The 16634-nt window shown below is 62.8% G+C and carries 15 protein-coding genes; 6 read left to right on the top strand and 9 right to left on the bottom strand.

Annotated elements, in window-relative coordinates; translation table 11 throughout:
- Positions 1 to 25: 25 nt before the first annotated feature.
- Positions 26 to 1999, bottom strand: a complete 1974-nt coding sequence (locus V6657_RS09350; RefSeq protein ID WP_048932247.1) for an APC family permease — start codon at positions 1997 to 1999, stop codon at positions 26 to 28.
- Between the two features lie 241 nt (positions 2000 to 2240).
- Between V6657_RS09350 and V6657_RS09345 the strand changes: the two genes are divergently transcribed.
- A complete protein-coding gene (locus V6657_RS09345; protein ID WP_160315275.1) occupies positions 2241 to 2396 on the top strand; it encodes a hypothetical protein in 156 nt (51 codons plus the stop codon).
- 487 nt (positions 2397 to 2883) lie between these two features.
- Complete coding sequence (gene aceA / locus V6657_RS09340) at positions 2884 to 4191, top strand: isocitrate lyase (RefSeq protein WP_048932365.1); 1308 nt, start codon at positions 2884 to 2886, stop codon at positions 4189 to 4191.
- 111 nt (positions 4192 to 4302) lie between these two features.
- On the opposite strand, the gene V6657_RS09335 is transcribed toward aceA, so the two are convergent.
- From V6657_RS09335 to V6657_RS09305, 7 genes are all read right to left on the bottom strand, one after another.
- Positions 4303 to 5937 (bottom strand): aromatic amino acid ammonia-lyase, encoded by a 1635-nt coding sequence (locus V6657_RS09335; protein WP_048932248.1) that lies wholly within the window; start codon positions 5935 to 5937, stop codon positions 4303 to 4305.
- 87 nt (positions 5938 to 6024) lie between these two features.
- On the bottom strand, positions 6025 to 6726 hold the full coding sequence (locus V6657_RS09330) for a GntR family transcriptional regulator (protein ID WP_048932249.1): 702 nt from the start codon (positions 6724 to 6726) through the stop codon (positions 6025 to 6027).
- A gap of 68 nt (positions 6727 to 6794) precedes the next feature.
- On the bottom strand, positions 6795 to 7529 hold the full coding sequence (locus V6657_RS09325; RefSeq protein ID WP_048932250.1) for an aspartate/glutamate racemase family protein: 735 nt from the start codon (positions 7527 to 7529) through the stop codon (positions 6795 to 6797).
- A 25-nt stretch (positions 7530 to 7554) separates the two neighbouring features.
- The gene (locus tag V6657_RS09320; protein WP_048932251.1) at positions 7555 to 9045 is read right to left on the bottom strand and encodes an NCS1 family nucleobase:cation symporter-1; all 1491 of its coding nucleotides are present in this window, start codon (positions 9043 to 9045) and stop codon (positions 7555 to 7557) included.
- A gap of 197 nt (positions 9046 to 9242) precedes the next feature.
- Complete coding sequence (locus V6657_RS09315) at positions 9243 to 9677, bottom strand: universal stress protein (RefSeq protein ID WP_048932252.1); 435 nt, start codon at positions 9675 to 9677, stop codon at positions 9243 to 9245.
- An 85-nt stretch (positions 9678 to 9762) separates the two neighbouring features.
- Positions 9763 to 10692, bottom strand: a complete 930-nt coding sequence (locus V6657_RS09310) for a LysR family transcriptional regulator (RefSeq protein WP_021194333.1) — start codon at positions 10690 to 10692, stop codon at positions 9763 to 9765.
- A gap of 16 nt (positions 10693 to 10708) precedes the next feature.
- Positions 10709 to 11485 (bottom strand): hypothetical protein, encoded by a 777-nt coding sequence (locus V6657_RS09305; protein ID WP_048932253.1) that lies wholly within the window; start codon positions 11483 to 11485, stop codon positions 10709 to 10711.
- A gap of 214 nt (positions 11486 to 11699) precedes the next feature.
- Between V6657_RS09305 and V6657_RS09300 the strand changes: the two genes are divergently transcribed.
- The 4 genes from V6657_RS09300 (at position 11700) to V6657_RS09285 (ending at position 16173) form a co-directional block, all read left to right on the top strand.
- Complete coding sequence (locus tag V6657_RS09300) at positions 11700 to 12398, top strand: haloacid dehalogenase type II (RefSeq protein WP_048932254.1); 699 nt, start codon at positions 11700 to 11702, stop codon at positions 12396 to 12398.
- Between the two features lie 70 nt (positions 12399 to 12468).
- Positions 12469 to 14049: a malate synthase A gene (gene aceB / locus V6657_RS09295; protein WP_048932255.1), complete on the top strand. Its 1581-nt coding sequence runs from the start codon at positions 12469 to 12471 to the stop codon at positions 14047 to 14049.
- A gap of 115 nt (positions 14050 to 14164) precedes the next feature.
- Positions 14165 to 14635, top strand: coding sequence for an SRPBCC family protein (locus V6657_RS09290; RefSeq protein WP_048932256.1), 471 nt, complete (start codon positions 14165 to 14167; stop codon positions 14633 to 14635).
- Positions 14636 to 14718: 83 nt separating this feature from the next.
- Positions 14719 to 16173, top strand: a complete 1455-nt coding sequence (locus tag V6657_RS09285) for a DHA2 family efflux MFS transporter permease subunit (RefSeq protein WP_048932257.1) — start codon at positions 14719 to 14721, stop codon at positions 16171 to 16173.
- A 47-nt stretch (positions 16174 to 16220) separates the two neighbouring features.
- Here the strand turns inward: V6657_RS09285 and V6657_RS09280 are convergent, their stop codons facing one another.
- A complete protein-coding gene (locus tag V6657_RS09280) occupies positions 16221 to 16490 on the bottom strand; it encodes an acyl-CoA-binding protein (protein ID WP_021194339.1) in 270 nt (89 codons plus the stop codon).
- Positions 16491 to 16634 lie beyond the last annotated feature (144 nt).

Below are 16634 nucleotides of genomic sequence, written 5' to 3'. Positions count from 1 at the left end.
GCGCTGCGCACTTGCACAGTTCGCCTCAGCCGACATTCATCGGCAGCAGCACCATCTGCTTACCTTGCAGATGCAGCCGCGTCTGGATTTCCAGCGGGCTCTGGTTGTGCAACCAAGCGGTGAGGAAGTTGACCTGCCGGAAGATCAGTTTGCTGGCAAAGCACACGCTGTTGGGAAACTCATCCATCGTGGTCTCGGCCAGCTTGGTGAACTGTGCAACCGGGTTGGTACCGAAGGCGATGCGGTAGTCGGCCGCATCGCCATGTCGGCGGCATTGCGCCACGTAGTAGTCCAGTGATGCTGTGATGGTCTGGCGCAGGCGCTCCAGATGTTCGGCACCGTCGTAGCTCTTGGCATCGACCTCGCCCACGGCCAGGAAGATGAAGTTCTTGAAGTGCCCTGGGAAGAGTCGGTTGACCCACAGCAGCGCGTGCATGCTGGCCCCGCGATGCTTGCCCACCAGGAGGATGGCGGTGGGTAGGCTGGGGTCGGGTTTGCTCGGCGCTGCGGTGTCGAGCACGACGGGGGTCTCGCCGGAGAAAAGCGCGTCTTCCTTGGCGATCTGCGCGCGGGTCTCGTCGTAGTGATGCCGGATCAGGAAGCACAGCGCAATCACTGCGCTCGTGACCAGCACCGTCAGCCAGCCGCCCGCAGTGAATTTTTCGACCAGGGTGATGACCAGCACCGTGCTCGTGACCGACAGCCCCAATGCTGACAGCGCAAAGTGTCTCCACCAGTGCGCGCCATTCTTGCGTTGGCGCCACCAATAGGTGCACAGGCCCAGCAGTGACAGGCTGAAGGTCAGGAATACGTTGATGCTGTACAGCACCACCAGCACCGCCACGTCGCCGTGCGTCCAGAACAGGATCAGCACGCTTGCCACGCCCATCACGATGATGCCGTTCTGGCGCACCAGCCGGGCCGACAGATCACGAAAGTGCCGGGGCACCCAGGAGTCGTGCGCCATATTGGCCAGCACGGCGGGACCGTCGAGAAAACCGGTCTGCGCACCGACCAGCAGCAGCCCCGCCTCAAACGCCAGCACCGCAGCCAGCAGCGCACCACGCGCAAATGCCGAGCCGAGCCCCAGGTGGTCGATCACGCTGCCGAACACCACGGCGTTGAGCGTCTGGCCCTCCACCGGTTTGGCGTGCCACAGCATATAGAGCAGGATGATGCCGCCCGCCGTGAACGCCAGCGATGTCGACATATAGAGCATGGTCCGCTTGCCGTGGGGCGTGCGCGGCTCGGCCAGCATGTTGACGTTGTTCGAGACCGCTTCCAGGCCCGTGTAGGTACCACCGCCCAGCGAGAACGCGCGCATCAACAGCGCCAGCATCACCAGCGGCCCGAGCGTTTGCGACATGGTGTGCGCCTCGCCCACGGCGTCCGGGACGACGGCGGTGAGCCCGCTGCCATGGACTGCCACACCATAGACGATCAGCCCGAAGTGCAGCACGACAAAACCCAGGAAGATCGGCAGCAACACGAGAATCGATTCGCGCATGCCCCGGAAGTTGAGGCCCGTCATCAGCACGATCAGGATCAACTCAGTGGTCAGCTTGAACGCTTGTGCGCTCAACGGCAGCAGGCTGAAGAAGGCATCGACACCGCTTGCCAGTGACGTGGCCACCGTCAGTACGTAGTCGACCAGCAGTGCGGCGCCGGACACCAGTCCCGCGCGCTGGCCCAACAGCGCAGTTGCAACGCGATAGCCACCGCCCCCGGTGGGAAACAGTTCGATGACCTGGTTGTAGCCCAGGGCAATGATGAACACGGTGGCTGCAGTTGCCAACGCCAGGAAGAGGGCGAGGGGTGTGTGCTGGCCCAGGGCGAGGAATGCCTCCTCGGGGCCGTAGCACGATGAGGACAGACCATCGGCCCCAAGCCCAACCCACGCCAGAAGCGGCGTCACGGCAATGGCATGGCGGGTTCGTGGGTCGAGTGGATCAAGCGGCTTACCAACAACCGCCTGCCACATCTTGTCGAATGTAGCCATCGTGCCTCCCGCCCTTCTTATTGACGCTATCTGTAGGTGTAGAGCAATTCCGTGAGGCATACCAGTCTGAGATACCCAGCACCCTGGCCGGGCAGATGACTGCCGGGTCAGCGGTTTGCGTGCGGGCCTGCACGTTGATGCGAATTTTGCGTCGAGGGCGGCGTTCTTTATGACTTCTTGATGAACGACGTCTTACGCTGGAGGCCCAAAAAACATGGGGGCGTGCTGCGCCCTGACCGCTATGACGCTGACGGATCGGCTGTTGCTGGGCGTGGCGGCCGTGTTGGCCGTCGTCGGTATTTTCGTTGCCGAAGCCATCCGTGCAGAGCGTGTGGCGCGGCGCTTGGCGAAGGCGAAAGAGACGGCGGCCCACAAGCACGCCAACGATTCGGATTGAACGCGCATGGCCTGCATGTAGATGCCAGGCATAGGCATGTAGACGTATTTCTCCCGGCCCGCAGAAGCCACCGTGCCAAAGAGGGCCAGTGGAGCGGCGCCATCAACGCCACGAAGCCAGTGTGATGGGTGCCGACCTACCGCATGTGAAGGATGGGTCTTCTATTTTTCATAATGCGGAAAGTCTTTTTGGTCCACAAAAATTCCGCATCGCAGGGCACCATCACTCTCTTTCATGATGGGGAAAATCTTTCCGTATCGTGAAATGATGGTATTAAGTCGTTGAAAATAAACAAATAAAAACTTCAGGTCGAGTTGAGGTTCTTCTTGTTGCGCCGCATCGTGCCTTTCTACACTCTTATATAAGACACATGACTTTTGGCCAGCCGACGACACCCAGGAAGGGCGCCAGCGGAAGGCAGTGGCTTTGAGCGGTGAGCGAGCTACCCGGTTCTTATTGGATGGATGCGATCAAGCAGGAGAGTGTGATGACGACGCGCGAACAACAAGTGCAGCAACTGCAAAAGGAATGGGACACCAACCCGCGTTGGAAAGGCATCAAGCGCGGTTATACCGCCGAAGACGTCGTGCGCCTGCGCGGCTCGCTGCAAATTGAGCACACGCTGGCCAAGCGCGGTGCTGAAAAGCTGTGGGACCTGATCAACAACGAGCCATTCGTTAACGCGCTGGGCGCACTGACGGGCAACCAGGCCATGCAGCAGGTCAAGGCTGGCCTGAAGGCCATCTACCTGTCGGGCTGGCAAGTGGCGGGTGATGCCAACAGCAACGGCGAGATGTATCCGGACCAGTCGCTGTACTCGGTGGACTCGGTGCCCAAGGTCGTCAAGAAGATCAACAACACGTTCGCCCGCGCCGACCAGATCCAATGGTCGGAAGGCAAGGACGACATCGATTTCTTCGCCCCGATCGTGGCGGATGCGGAAGCCGGTTTCGGTGGCGTGCTGAATGCGTTTGAACTGATGAAGGCCATGATCGAAGCGGGTGCAGCCGGCGTGCACTTTGAAGACCAACTGGCCGCCGTGAAGAAGTGCGGACACATGGGCGGCAAGGTGCTGGTGCCGACGCGTGAAGCCGTGAGCAAGCTGGTGGCTGCGCGTCTGGCTGCCGACGTCATGGGCGTGCCCACCGTGCTGATCGCCCGTACCGATGCCGAAGCCGCTGATCTGCTGACCGCCGACGTGGACGACAACGACCGCCCGTTCTGCACCGGCGAACGCACGGTGGAAGGTTTCTACCGCACGAAGCCCGGTCTGCAGCAAGCCATCTCGCGCGGCCTGGCCTACGCAGAAGTGGCCGATCTCGTGTGGTGCGAAACCGGCAAGCCGGACCTGGAGTACGCCAAGAAGTTTGCCCAGGCCATCCACGCCAAGTTCCCGGGCAAGATGCTGGCCTACAACTGCTCGCCGTCGTTCAACTGGAAGAAGAACCTGGACGACGTCACGATTGCCCGATTCCAGAAGGAACTCGGCGCGATGGGCTACAAGTTCCAGTTCATCACGCTGGCCGGCTTCCATGCCCTGAACTACTCGATGTTCAACCTGGCTTACGGCTATGCCCGCAATCAGATGAGCGCCTTTGTCGAGCTGCAAGAGGCCGAGTTCAAGGCGGCGGAAAAGGGCTTCACTGCTGTGAAGCATCAGCGCGAAGTCGGCACGGGCTACTTCGACGCCGTGACGCAGACTATCGAGCGCGAAGCGTCCACCACGGCGCTCAAGGGCTCGACGGAAGACGAACAATTCTTCGAAGAAACGGCGCAAGCCAAGAAGGTGGCTTGAGTTTGCCGACGCATCCGGCATCCAGGACACCTGGGCCCGCGCGCTGACCACGCGCCGGCCTCTCGAAACCGCGCTTTCCTCAACGGCGCGGTTTTTTTTTTTGCGTGCGAATTACTGCGGCATCTGGCGCAGCACCTGCGTTGCCGCGCGGAAGTCGTCCGTCAGAGCGCGGTCCTGATCGATGAAGGGTGCACGGGCGCGCAACGCGTCGTACAGCTTCTGCGAGGATGGCGACAGCGTGAAAGTAGGCTGCTTGCGCCGGCGCAGGTCAATCGCCTGCGCAGCCTGAATCGCTTCAATTGCCAGCAATGCGTACGTGTTGTCGATCTGCTTGCGCACCCGTTGGACTGCCGCCGGCGCGTTGGTTGCCACATCCTCAATATTGCCGGCCATGGGCAGGTAGTCCAGCGAGACCGGCTGTGCCAACGCCTTGATCTCCATGGCCAGCGCCGTGGCAGGCTTCTCAATTTCCGCCAGCGCTTGCACGGCGGTGTCGGTGCCCAGGAAGCGCGGCAGCCCCGTGAACTTTGTGTCGTTCAGCTTGACCACGCGCTGCGCCACACCGAGCCCATGCTGAGCCAGTGCGATGCCCAGGCTCTCAAACGCCAGCACCCACGGCAGCGGCTCAAAGTTGGCCGATGGCAGGACCGCTCCCCCTTGCAGATAGCCTTGCGATTCCTGTGCGCGGTCGGACTTGGGGTGCACACCCAATGCTATGCCTGGGTTGTCGTCGGAACTGTTCAGCTGTATGTCGATCAACGCGCGAGAGGCCGCATTCGCGCGGTCCAGTTCGCCCAGCAGGTAGACGCTGGTGCGATAGCTCAGCGGGTCTTGCAGCGGCCGAGCGGGATCGTGCTGCCACAGGCTGGAGCCATCCAACAGGCGGCGCAGTTCCGTGCCAGCGCGTACGGTTTGCGGGAAGGGCCGCAGCGCCAACGTGTCCTCCAGGAACGGCGACACATTGCCGTTGAGCGCCTGCAGGCTGAGTGCGTAGACCTGCTTGGCGACGGTTGCCAGGTGGTCCATCTCATGCAAGGTCAATGCTGCCAGGCCAGCACTGTATGCGTTGGAGCTCAGGATCGACAGACCATCTTTGCCGAAGGGCGTGATGGGCACGATGCCGGACGCCTGGAGCGCTTGCAGGGCAGGTTGCTTGCGACCACGGTAGTAAGCCTCGCCTTCGCCCATCAGGCCGATACCGATGTGGGCCAGCAGGGTGATATCAGCTTCGCCCACCGAACCATTGGCGGGCATGGCGGGTGTGACGCCGGCATTGAGGGCGGCAGCGTAGGCGTCGACAATGCTGGGCTGCACGCCGGAACCGCCAGCGAGCATGCCGTTGAGCCGCGCGGCCATGGCGGCGCGCGTGTCGGCAACCGATGCATCCGGGCCTGTGCCCATGCCATGCGAGCGCAGCAACCCGATGTTGAAGCGCCGCGAGGCGTCGATGACCTCCGGTGTCAGCTGGCCGCGGGCGTCGACCATCTCGCGGTCTTTGTTTTCGCCCACACCTACGGTCAGGCCATAGATTTGTTGGCCCTGACGTGCGGCATCCAGCAGCAACTGATGCGATTGGCGAACGCGCTCGCGTGCCGCTGGGGCAATCAGAGCGGGCTCGCCCTGCGCAATGCGCGCAATGGCTTCAGGCGTGACGTGGCGGCCGTCGAGTTCAACGCTCGCAATGGCGGCGAGTGGGCAGGATGCGGCAATCGACAGCGCCAAGGCTGTGATCGTGCGGGCTTGCATGGTGTCTCCTCAAGCAGGGTTGGTATGAGGGAGACATTGTTGGCAACGCCGCTTGCAAAAAGGGTGGCGTTTTGTGGCGCGGGCAGGTCAGGCGCGTTTGAAAATCGATTCGAGATCCAGCGCCGACGTTGGTGTGGTATGCAGGTCCAGCGAATGCTCGATGTGCTCAAGGTGCTCGCGCATCAGGTCGTGCGCGCGTGCCGCATCGCCTGCGGTAATGGCCTCGGTGAGGGTGTCATGCTCGTGCTCTGGGCAGGCGGGCAGGCCGGGGCGGTCGTACAGCGTGATGATCAGGCAGGTGCGCGAGACGGTCTCGCGAATCAGCCGCTCCAAGACGTGGTTGCCGGCCATCTCGGCGATGAGCACGTGGTACTCGCCGGAGAGGCGGATGGTGCCTGCGCGATCGCCACGCTCGCGTGCGGCATGCTCTGCAGCGATGTGTTCGCGCAGGCGCTTGGCCTGCGCGGGCCTGCACGCGCGTGCCAGCATGGCGGCCAGTTCGGGTTCGATGATGCGGCGGGTCTGGAAGACGTCGCGCGCCTCCTCCACGGAAGGCTGCGCGACGAAGGCGCCCTTGTTGGGCACCAGTGTCACGAGTTGCTCATGCGCCAGCCGCGCCAGCACCTGGCGGATGCGGGGCCGGCCTGCGCCGGTGGCTTCACATAGGCGCTCCTCGACCAGCTTGGTGCCGGCCGGAAGCCGGTGTTCCATGATGGCCGTCAGCAGGCCTTGGTAGATCGGCTCGGCAGCAGGCTGGCTGTCGGTGGTTTCCCGTTCGGATGCGGGCATGGCGGGTGACAGAGCGGAGGAAAAAGGCGGAAGGATGCATGGTAGCAAATGCACCCTCCCGTGCCGCACTAGGCTAATGCAAACGGTGCAAGCATCCCCGTGTAGGGTTTTGGCAGCGGGCGCGCCCAATCGCCGCGCTTGCTGGTCGATAGCCGCATGCCGACCAGCGCCTCCACCAGCTTCACCGCCGCCACCACGCCATCGATGACGGGCACGCCCAGTTCGGCACTCAGGTCTTCGCACAGATCCGCCATGCCAGCGCAGCCGAGCACGATGCAGTCGCTGCGGTCCCGCACCAGTGCGTCGCGGCAGGCTTGCAGGATGACGGCGCGCGCATTGGAGCCCGGCTTTTCCAGATCCAGCACCGGCAGGTCACTCGCGTGGACGTTGCGGCAGGCATGGCGCATGCCGTAGCGCTCGGCCAGGTGCCAGGCCATGCCGACGGTACGTTCCAGCGTCGTCACCACGCTGAAGCTGTTGCCGATCAGGCTGGCCATGTGCATAGCCGCTTCGGCAATGCCGATGACGGGGCCGTGCGCCAACTCACGTGCGGCGTAGAGGCCCGGGTCACCAAAGCAGGCGATCACGTAGGCATCGGCGCCGTCGCGCTCGCCGTGGCGGATTTCCTCCAGGATGCCGGGCACGGAGAGGGCCTCGTCATAGTGGCTTTCGATGGAAGCCGGGCCCATCTTCGGGCTGACCGCGGTGATGCATGTGCCCGATGCGGCCGCTGCTTGTGCGCAGCGGCCGATCAGCGCGGTCATGCTGGCGGTCGTGTTGGGGTTGATGATGCGGATGTCCATGTTGGTGCGTCGTAATTCGTCAGGGTCAATGGGCGGAGGCGAGTTGCTTGCGGCTCAGCGTGGTGTAGAGCACCAGCGCGATGCCCACGCCGATGAACCAGCTGTAGTTGGCCAGCCATTGCAGGCGCTCGAACACCACGCAGGCCATCGGGATCAGCGCGGACGGGATCATCGTCCAGACGGCTGCCGGGTTGTAGCCGTTGCGGAACCAGTAGCTGCCCGTCGGGCGCATCGAGTAGAGATCGTCCACGTTGATCTGCTGGCGGCGCACGAAGTAGTAGTCCGCAATCAGGATGCCGAACAGCGGGCCGATGAAGGCGCCCAGCACGTCGATCGTGTAGTGGATCACCTCGGGGTTGTTGTAGAGGTTCCAGGGCGTGATGAAGATCGAGGCCACCGCCGCGATCATGCCGCCCGTGCGCCAACTGATATGTTGCGGCGCCACGTTGGAGAAGTCGAACGCCGGCGACACAAAGTTGGCGACGATGTTGATGCCGATGGTGGCAATCATGAACGTGAGCGCGCCGATCACCACTGCTGTCGTGTTGTCGATGCGGGAGATGACTTCCACCGGGTCGGAGATCAACTGGCCAAACACTGGCAGCGTGGCGGAGGTGGTAATGACCACCAGCAGCGCAAAGCCGAGGAAGTTGACCGGCAAGCCCCAGAAGTTGCCGCGCTTGACCGAGCCGAAGTCCTTGCCGTAGCGCGAGAAGTCACCGAAGTTGAGCATCGGGCCCGAGAAGTACGACACCACCAGCGCAATCCCGGCCAGCATGACGGGCACGGCATCCCAGCCTTCGTACTTGAGGAAGGAGAGCGTGAAGTTGATGTTCTCCCAACCCGCCTTGTGCACCAACCACACGGCCAGCGCGATCATCACCACATACACGGCCGGGCCGGCCCAGTCGATGAACTTGCGGATCGACTCCATGCCGTGCCAGAACACAAAGGCTTGCAGCACCCACAGCAACATGAAGGCCGCCCAGCCCAGCGTGGACAGGCCGACAAAGCCATGCTGTTTCAAGTCCGCATACGGCGCGAGTTCCGGCATGAATTTCAGTGCCACGATCAGGAAGGCATGCGAGGCCAGATAGGTCTGGATGCCGTACCACGCCACCGCGATCAGGCCACGGATGATGGCCGGAATGTTGGCACCAAGCACGCCAAACGAGGCCCGACAGATCACCGGATACGGCGTGCCGGTCGCTTGGCTGGGCCTGGCAACGAGGTTGCAGAACACCTGCACGATCACGATGCCCACCAGCAGCGCAAACAGCACTTGCAGGCTCGACAGGCCCAGCGAGAACAGGCTCGCCGCGGTCAGATAGCCGCCCACGCTGTGCACGTCCGACATCCAGAACGCGAAGATGTTGTAGGTGCCCCAGGTTTGCTTGCTCAGCGGGGCGAGGTCTTCGTTGGTGAGCCGCGGGTCGTACTGCGGTTTGATGACGACGTTGGAATGCGCGTGCGGCGGATCATCCGCCGGTGCCGCCGAAGCGGTAGTGATGGTCATTCTGTCTTCTCCTTGGTTGATGCCGGCATGAAGTCGAGTTCAGGCTGTGCATTCATTGTGCGCAAACTTGTGCACAAGATTATTTAGTTTTGTGTACAAAGTTGTATGCACGAACAAGCCAAGAGTCAAGGACAAAAAGAAAGCCGCCCGGTCAGGGGCGGCTGCGTGTCGAGGGAGTCCTGCCTTCTGGAGGTGGCTCAGCGATAGACGATCACCGGGATTTCGGTGTGCGTGAGCACCTTCTGCGTCTCGCTGCCGAGCAGCAGTCCGGCCAATCCGCGTCGGCCGTGCGAGGCCATGAAGATGACGTCACAGCCGTGACGTTCTGCCGCATCGATGATGCCCATGTAGGGCACCGCGAAGCAGCTCATGTCGGTATCGCAGTTGATGCCGGCGCTGCGGGCCGCGTCTTCCACGTCCTTGAGCACCACGCGCGCCTGGGCTTCAACGCGCTCCTTGAAGGCCTGAGGGGTCTCCACGACAATCTCGGAGAAGGGCGTGTAGGGGTATTCCTCCAGGCAGGTGTACGCCGTCAGGCGCGCCCCCAGCGTCTTGGCAAAGTCGAGTGCGCCTGCCACGGCCTTGCGCGATAGCTCGGAGCCATCTGTGGGGATGAGGATGTGCTGGAACATGCGACCTCCTTCAAAGTGATGCGTACTGTCTTGATTGTAGGCTCCGTGCTTCGCAACACCCATCGGGAGTGATCGCTAGGCGTCGCTAGTCCATCCCGATGAGAGCATCGGCCCGGCGCCAGTAGGCTGGGTTGCCGTAGGTGTTCTTGAGGAAGTCGATAAAGAGCCGCACGCGCAGCGGCAGGTGCTTGCGCTGCGGAAACACCGCATGGATGCCGATCGGCGGCGCCTCGAAGGCATCCAGCACCGTCACCAGCTTGCCCGTGGCGATGTCGTGGCCGACCTCCCACCACGAGCGCCATGCCAGGCCATAACCTTGCAGGCACCACTCGCGCAACACGGCGCCGTCGGTGCATTCCATCGTGCCCGATACCTTCACGGTGACAGTCTTGCCGCCTTGCTGGAAGACCCAGCCGCGCTGCACGTTGGCGCTGGCGCCGAAGGCCAGGCAGTTGTGGCCAGAAAGTTGCTCCACCTGGGTTGGCACGCCATGGCGCTCCAGATAGGCGGGCGCGGCCACCACGACGCGGCGGTTCTCCCACAGGCGGATCGATACCAGGCTCGAATCCGGCAGATCACCCAGGCGGATGGCGCAGTCGAACCCTTCGTTGACAAGGTCGACTACGCGGTCGCCCAGGTCCAGCGTCATCGACACATCTGGGTGGGCCTCGATGAAGTCCGGCACCATCGGCGCGACGTGGCGGCGGCCGAAGCCGGCCGGGGCCGTGATGCGCAGGTGGCCGCTGGCCTTCACGCCGCCGGCGGAGACGCTGGCTTCAGCGTTGTGCAGATCGTTGAGAATGCGCTGGCAATCTTCCAGGAACGCCGAGCCCTCGAAGGTGAGGGTGATGCGCCGGGTGGTACGCACCAGCAGCTTCACGCCGAGGCGCTCTTCCAGTGCGTCGATACGCCGGCCGATGATGGCCGGTGCCACGCCTTCAGCGGCGGCCGCAGAAGACAGACTGCCGCGCGTGGCCACGGCGACAAAGGTTTCGAGTTGCTTGAAGTGATCCATTCTGATGCCAGCGCTGTTAGGCGGGGAGTCCCGCCGATGTCGATGTCCGGCGCAAGCGCCATTGCGCCAGACCGATTTCTGGTGCCGCCAGGGCCAGCCAAAAGAGGCAGTGCAACCCGATGCCGCGATAAAGCGCAATGAAGAATGCGTGTATCCGCTCGGCCAGGATACTCGCCACGAATTCGCCGTCGGCCAGTGATGCCAAGGATTGGCGCAGCGCAATGCGCGTGGTTTGGGCATCGATATGCGCGAGTTTGTGCAGGCGCTCCACCAGCACGTCCTTGATCGTTTCGCGAAACGCGTGTGCCCCCAGCAGTGCGGCACCGGCCGCCGCGAGTTGCCGCAGCGCGCCATTCCCCATGGCTTCGGGCGCCTGCACGGCTTGGTCAACGGCGGTGTCCACCACATGCTCAATGGAAACCGTGGACAACTGCGGATGCTGTTCAAGCAGCGATTGCAGTTGCACCTGCATCGCGCCGAGCGTCTGTTGCGTCAATGTCCGGATGACGGGGCGAGCGGTCTTCAGGTGTTCGGCCAATGTGCCTTCCACGCACACGGCCAATGCGGCCTGCATCGCGCAGATTGCCAGCACGACGGGCAGATACAGGAAATACAGGCGTGCCACCCAACGCCCGATCCGAGTGCGCCGGCGCAGCAGCCCGGCACGATGCAGCCCCCATGCCGCCATGACGCCCAGCGCCAGACCGGCCAGCAGCGCCAGTGCGGCGTACAGCATGAGTTTTGCGACCGGCACGAACTGTGCAATCGACCAGAATTGGGCCCACAGAGACATAGGGTTTGGAATGTATCGGAAAGCGTGGGATTGTGACGAATATAAAGGTTATCACTCGTCATTCCGATGGTAAAAGTTAAAGATCAAGTGACCATTGCCGTCTTTGTGCGGTGCGTCACCTTTTCTACAATGGCCCTCGTTGCGAAGGTCGGATAGGCGTTCTGTGCAGTAGAACAAACGGGGCGCGCCGCCTTCGGGTCCGTGGAGCTTTGGCATGAGTTCGATTCGCGCGGTGGTCTTCGACGCCTATGGCACGTTGTTCGACGTGTATTCCGTGGCTGCGCGCGCCGAGCAACTCTTTGCCGGCAAGGGCGAGGCGCTGTCGGTGCTCTGGCGTGACAAGCAGATCGACTACACGCGCATCCGCTCGCTGGCCGGCCCTTCGGGCGAGCACTACAAGCCGTTTTGGGACATCACCGTTGATGCGCTGCGCTACGCGGCGGCACGCCTGGGCGTAGAACTTTCCTCCCACGACGAAGCCACGCTGATGCGCGAATATGCGTGCCTGTCGGCGTTTCCCGAGAACGTGCCTGCCCTGCGCCGCCTGCGCGAGATGAAGCTGCCGCTCGGCATTCTCTCCAACGGCAATCCGCAGATGCTTGATATCGCTGTCAAGAGCGCGGGTATGTCAGGCCTGTTCGACCACGTGCTGTCGGTCGATGCTGTGAAGCTCTACAAGACTGCTCCGCAAGCGTACGCATTGGCACCGCAGGCTTTTGGCGTGCCGGCCGAAGAGATTCTGTTCGTGTCGTCCAACGGCTGGGACGCCTGCGGCGCGACGTGGTACGGCTTCACGACGTTCTGGATCAACCGCCTGGGGCATCCGCCCGAGGCGCTCGACGTGGCGCCCACCGCGGCTGGCCACGACATGCGCGATCTGCTGCAGTTTGTACAGGCAAGGCAACTGACCTAAGGCATTCCAAATCGGCCCAAACATAGGGCCGAACCCGTTCAACCCTCACATCATCCTCTGGAGAACAACCATGGCGCTCACGCTGCCCCAAGGCATGGAGATCAAGGCCGAGATCCTGCCGGCCTACGAAGACATTCTGACCCCCGAAGCACTGGCGCTGGTTGCCAAGCTGCACCGTGCCTTTCAGCCGCGCCGCAAAGAGCTGCTGGCTGCCCGTGTCGAGCGTGCCAAGCGCCTGGACGCCGGCGAGCGCCCGGATTTCCTGGCGGAAACGAAGGCCGTGCGTGAAGGCGACTGGAAGGTTGCCCCGATCCCGCAGGCACTGCACTGCCGCCGCGTGGAAATCACCGGCCCGGTCGATGCCAAGATGGTCATCAACGCGTTCAACTCGGGCGCGGACAGCTACATGACCGACTTCGAAGATTCGAATTCGCCCAGCTGGCACAACCAGATCCAGGGCCAGGTCAACCTGAAGGCCGCCATCCGCCGCACGCTCACGCTGGAGCAGAACGGCAAGACGTACAAGCTCAACGACAAGATCGCCACGCTGCAAGTGCGTCCGCGCGGCTGGCACCTGGACGAGAAGCATGTGCTGATCGACGGTGAACGCGTGTCGGGCGGCATCTTCGACTTCGCGCTCTTCCTGTTCCACAACGCCAAGGAACAGATCGCCCGCGGCGCCGGCCCGTTCTTCTACCTGCCGAAGATGGAAAGCCATCTGGAAGCGCGCCTGTGGAACGACATCTTCGTGATGGCCCAGAACGAGATCGGCCTGCCGCAAGGCACGATCAAGGCCACCGTGCTGATCGAAACCATCCTCGCCGCGTTCGAGATGGAAGAAATCCTGTACGAACTGCGTGAGCACAGCGCTGGCCTGAACGCCGGCCGCTGGGACTACATCTTCTCGTGCATCAAGAAGTTCAAGGTCGACAAGAACTTCTGCCTGGCCGATCGCGCCAAGGTGACGATGACCTCGCCGTTCATGCGTGCCTACGCGCTGCTGCTGCTCAAGACCTGCCACAAGCGCGGCGCGCCCGCCATCGGCGGCATGAGCGCACTGATCCCGATCAAGAACGATCCGGAGAAGAACGCCATCGCCATGGCCGGCATCATCGGCGACAAGAAGCGCGACGCCACCGACGGTTACGACGGCGGCTGGGTGGCCCACCCGGGTCTGGTCGAACCGGCGATGAAGGAATTCGTGGCGGTGCTGGGCGACAAGCTGAACCAGTTCGAAAAGCAACGCCCGGACGTGGAAGTGACGGCCGCCCAACTGCTGGACTTCCAGCCGGAAACGCCGATCACGGAACACGGCCTGCGCATGAACATCAACGTCGGCATTCACTACCTGGGTGCTTGGCTGGCCGGCAACGGTTGCGTGCCGATCCACAACCTGATGGAAGATGCCGCCACGGCGGAAATCTCGCGCTCACAAGTGTGGCAGTGGATCCGCTCGCCCAAGGGCAAGCTGGAAGACGGCACGAAGGTCACGGCCGACCTCGTGCGCAAGCTGATCCCGGAAGAATTGGCCAAGGTGAAGGAGACGGGCGCGGTGGGCCACTTTGACCGCGCTGCAGTGATCTTCGAACAGATGTCGACGTCGGAAGACTTTGCGGAATTCCTGACGTTGCCGCTGTACGAAGAAATCTAAGCGACGCTTCGGCATCGCGACGGAAACGCCGGCTGGGGCAACCCACCGGCGTTTTTCATTTGGCGCAGGGTTCGCCGCGTCGCGCGATAATGGCGGGAAATCTTTGGAGGCCGCTTTGCGCTTTGAACACCTGGTGGAAGTCAACGATCCACTGAACCCCCTCATCGACGCACTTACCTTGAACCAGATCTGGCAGGGCCTGGTGCTGCGTGTGCGTGAACAGACCGAATTCGTCGAAAGCCTGGACGAATGCAACATCACCGCGGAAGGCGATGGCTGGGTCGAACGTGAACTCGTCTTCGGCAAGGCGCGTATTCAAGACCGCGTGACGCTGGAGCCGCACAAGCGCGTGACCTACACCACGGCTGCCACGGGCGAACACGCCGGCGGTTCGCTCACCATGACGATCGAAACGAACGACGCCAACAGCACGTTCATCCGCTTCGTCTACGACACCACGCTGCCCAATGCGGACGAGACGGGCGACACGCGCTACTCAGAGATCGTCAAATCCGCCTACCGTGAATCCGATATCGACACCGTGCGCCGCATCCGCGAGATCGCTGCTACCGGCCGCCTAGGCTGATGTGTCCCACCCGACCGGCGCTGGAGGAGGCGCCGGCCGGGGTTTGTCCCCCTGGTCGTCTCACACATCACGATAACGAGACCATGACGACATTCACGCCCACCCTGGAAGCCCTGCGTGCCCGCTACGGCGAGCGCTTCAAGTGGCTAGTGTTGTTCACGCTGATGGTGGGCGCGGTGTCGTCCGTCATCTCGGCCACCATTGTCAACGTGGCGATTCCCGACCTGAGCCGGCACTTCGTGCTGGGGCAGGAGCGGGCACAGTGGGTGTCCGCCAGCTTCATGGTGGCGATGACGCTGGCGATGCTGCTCACGCCGTGGCTGCTGTTGCGCTTTGGCTTGCGGCGCACCTTCATCGGGGCATTGTTGCTGCTGGGGCTGGGTGGGTTGGCCGGAGGGCTGTCACCCAACTACGAGGTGATGATCGCCATGCGGGTGGTGGAGGGCATTGCCGCCGGCATCATGCAGCCGCTGCCCAATATCCTGATCTTGCGGGTGTTTCCCGAGCGTGAGCAGGGCAAGGCGTTCGGCCTGTTCGGTTTCGGCGTAGTGCTCGCGCCAGCGGTCGGCCCAAGCGTGGGTGGCTTTCTGGTGGAGCTGTTCGGCTGGCGCTCGATCTTTTTCGTGGTGGTGCCGTTCACGCTGCTGGGCTGGGTGATGGCGCGGCGCTTCATGGCGCTCAACTCGTCCATGGCGGGTGAGCCCAAGCCGCTCGACTGGCGCGGTCTGCTGCTGATCGGCGCGGCCACGGTATCGTTGCTCAACGGATTGGTGGCGCTGCATACCGATGCCACGCACGGCGTCATGCTGATGGCCGTGGCGGCGGCATGCGTGGCGGGCTTCGTGTTCTGGCAGCGGCGGGTGGAGTCGCCGTTGCTGGATCTGCGGCTGTTCAGCTACCGGCAGTTTGCGATGGGGGCGGTGGTCGCCTTCATCTATGGGGCGGGGCTGTACGGCTCGACGTATCTGGTGCCGGTGTATATGCAGGTGGCACTGGCCTATGCGCCGTCGCGTGCGGGGCTGGTCCTGTTGCCGGCCGGGTTGGTGCTGGCCGTGACCATCATTTTGGCGGGGCGCCTGACCAACCGTATCGAGCCGTTCCGGCTGGTGTCGTTTGGGTTGGCTGCGCTGGCAGTGTCCTTCTTCCTGATGGCTACCAACACCCGCGCGACGAGCTATTTGTTGCTGATTGCCATTGCTGTTGTTGGCCGAATCGGGCTGGGTTTCGTGCTGCCATCATTGAGTCTGGGCGCCATGCGCGGTGTGGATTTCACGCTGATCCCGCAGGGTTCCAGCGCCGTCAATTTTCTACGCCAGCTCGGCGGGGCGATTGGTGTGTCGGCCACGGGCATTTTCCTGCAATGGCGGCTCGCCTCGCGCGGCATCGAGACCATTCATGGTGCCGCGGTCGATCCGGAGGCACGCATTCTCGCCTTCGACGAGACCTTCATCTTCCTCGGCACGCTGTGCGCACTGGCGGTGCTGGCCGCGTGGCGCATGCGGCGGCGCGAGGTGCCATCCGCCATTTCCGCCGCGTAATAAAAAACCGGGCACAAGGCCCGGTTTTTCGTCTGACGAGGCAGCGATCAGGTCGTCGCACCGCTCTTCAGTTCTTCGACGAGGTCGATGTATTTCTGCTTGGCGTCGTCTTGCGAGGTGCCCTTCAGGCCTTCCCACGCTTCAAACTTGTAGCGGCCGACGATGTCGGTGAAGCCCGGTTTGTCGCCGTGCGCATCGCCTTCGCTGCCTTGTTTGAAGAGGGCGTACAGACGCAGCAGCGTCATGTTGGCGGGGCGCTCGGAGAGGCCCTTGACGTCGATCTGGGCTTGGTCGAAACGGGCTTGTAGGTCGCTCATGATGATTCCCGGCTGAAAACAATGGTCCGGCGATGATAGCGCCGGGGTCGCACGGTCGGGCCGTTTGAATTCGAGGATGGCTTCGGTTTTCTGCATGGCGAGGCATGGGTTTGCGCATTCAGCCGTCACACCAGCCGGTACAAT

This window comes from Ralstonia sp. RRA (assembly GCF_037023145.1).
Lineage (GTDB): Bacteria > Pseudomonadota > Gammaproteobacteria > Burkholderiales > Burkholderiaceae > Ralstonia.
This window is presented reverse-complemented; position numbering and strand designations above follow the sequence as displayed.

Excerpts from the sequence above, each read along its gene's own strand:
- V6657_RS09330 (WP_048932249.1), bottom strand. The coding sequence starts at position 6,726 with ATGCCCGCATCCGAACGGGAAACCACCGACAGCCAGCCTGCTGCCGAG.
- V6657_RS09345 (WP_160315275.1), top strand. The coding sequence starts at position 2,241 with ATGACGCTGACGGATCGGCTGTTGCTGGGCGTGGCGGCCGTGTTGGCC.
- V6657_RS09285 (WP_048932257.1), top strand. The coding sequence starts at position 14,719 with ATGACGACATTCACGCCCACCCTGGAAGCCCTGCGTGCCCGCTACGGC.
- V6657_RS09310 (WP_021194333.1), bottom strand. The coding sequence starts at position 10,692 with ATGGATCACTTCAAGCAACTCGAAACCTTTGTCGCCGTGGCCACGCGC.
- V6657_RS09335 (WP_048932248.1), bottom strand. The coding sequence starts at position 5,937 with ATGCAAGCCCGCACGATCACAGCCTTGGCGCTGTCGATTGCCGCATCC.
- V6657_RS09305 (WP_048932253.1), bottom strand. The coding sequence starts at position 11,485 with ATGTCTCTGTGGGCCCAATTCTGGTCGATTGCACAGTTCGTGCCGGTC.
- aceA (WP_048932365.1), top strand. The coding sequence starts at position 2,884 with ATGACGACGCGCGAACAACAAGTGCAGCAACTGCAAAAGGAATGGGAC.
- V6657_RS09280 (WP_021194339.1), bottom strand. The coding sequence starts at position 16,490 with ATGAGCGACCTACAAGCCCGTTTCGACCAAGCCCAGATCGACGTCAAG.
- V6657_RS09325 (WP_048932250.1), bottom strand. The coding sequence starts at position 7,529 with ATGGACATCCGCATCATCAACCCCAACACGACCGCCAGCATGACCGCG.
- aceB (WP_048932255.1), top strand. The coding sequence starts at position 12,469 with ATGGCGCTCACGCTGCCCCAAGGCATGGAGATCAAGGCCGAGATCCTG.
- V6657_RS09300 (WP_048932254.1), top strand. The coding sequence starts at position 11,700 with ATGAGTTCGATTCGCGCGGTGGTCTTCGACGCCTATGGCACGTTGTTC.
- V6657_RS09315 (WP_048932252.1), bottom strand. The coding sequence starts at position 9,677 with ATGTTCCAGCACATCCTCATCCCCACAGATGGCTCCGAGCTATCGCGC.
- V6657_RS09320 (WP_048932251.1), bottom strand. The coding sequence starts at position 9,045 with ATGACCATCACTACCGCTTCGGCGGCACCGGCGGATGATCCGCCGCAC.
- V6657_RS09350 (WP_048932247.1), bottom strand. The coding sequence starts at position 1,999 with ATGGCTACATTCGACAAGATGTGGCAGGCGGTTGTTGGTAAGCCGCTT.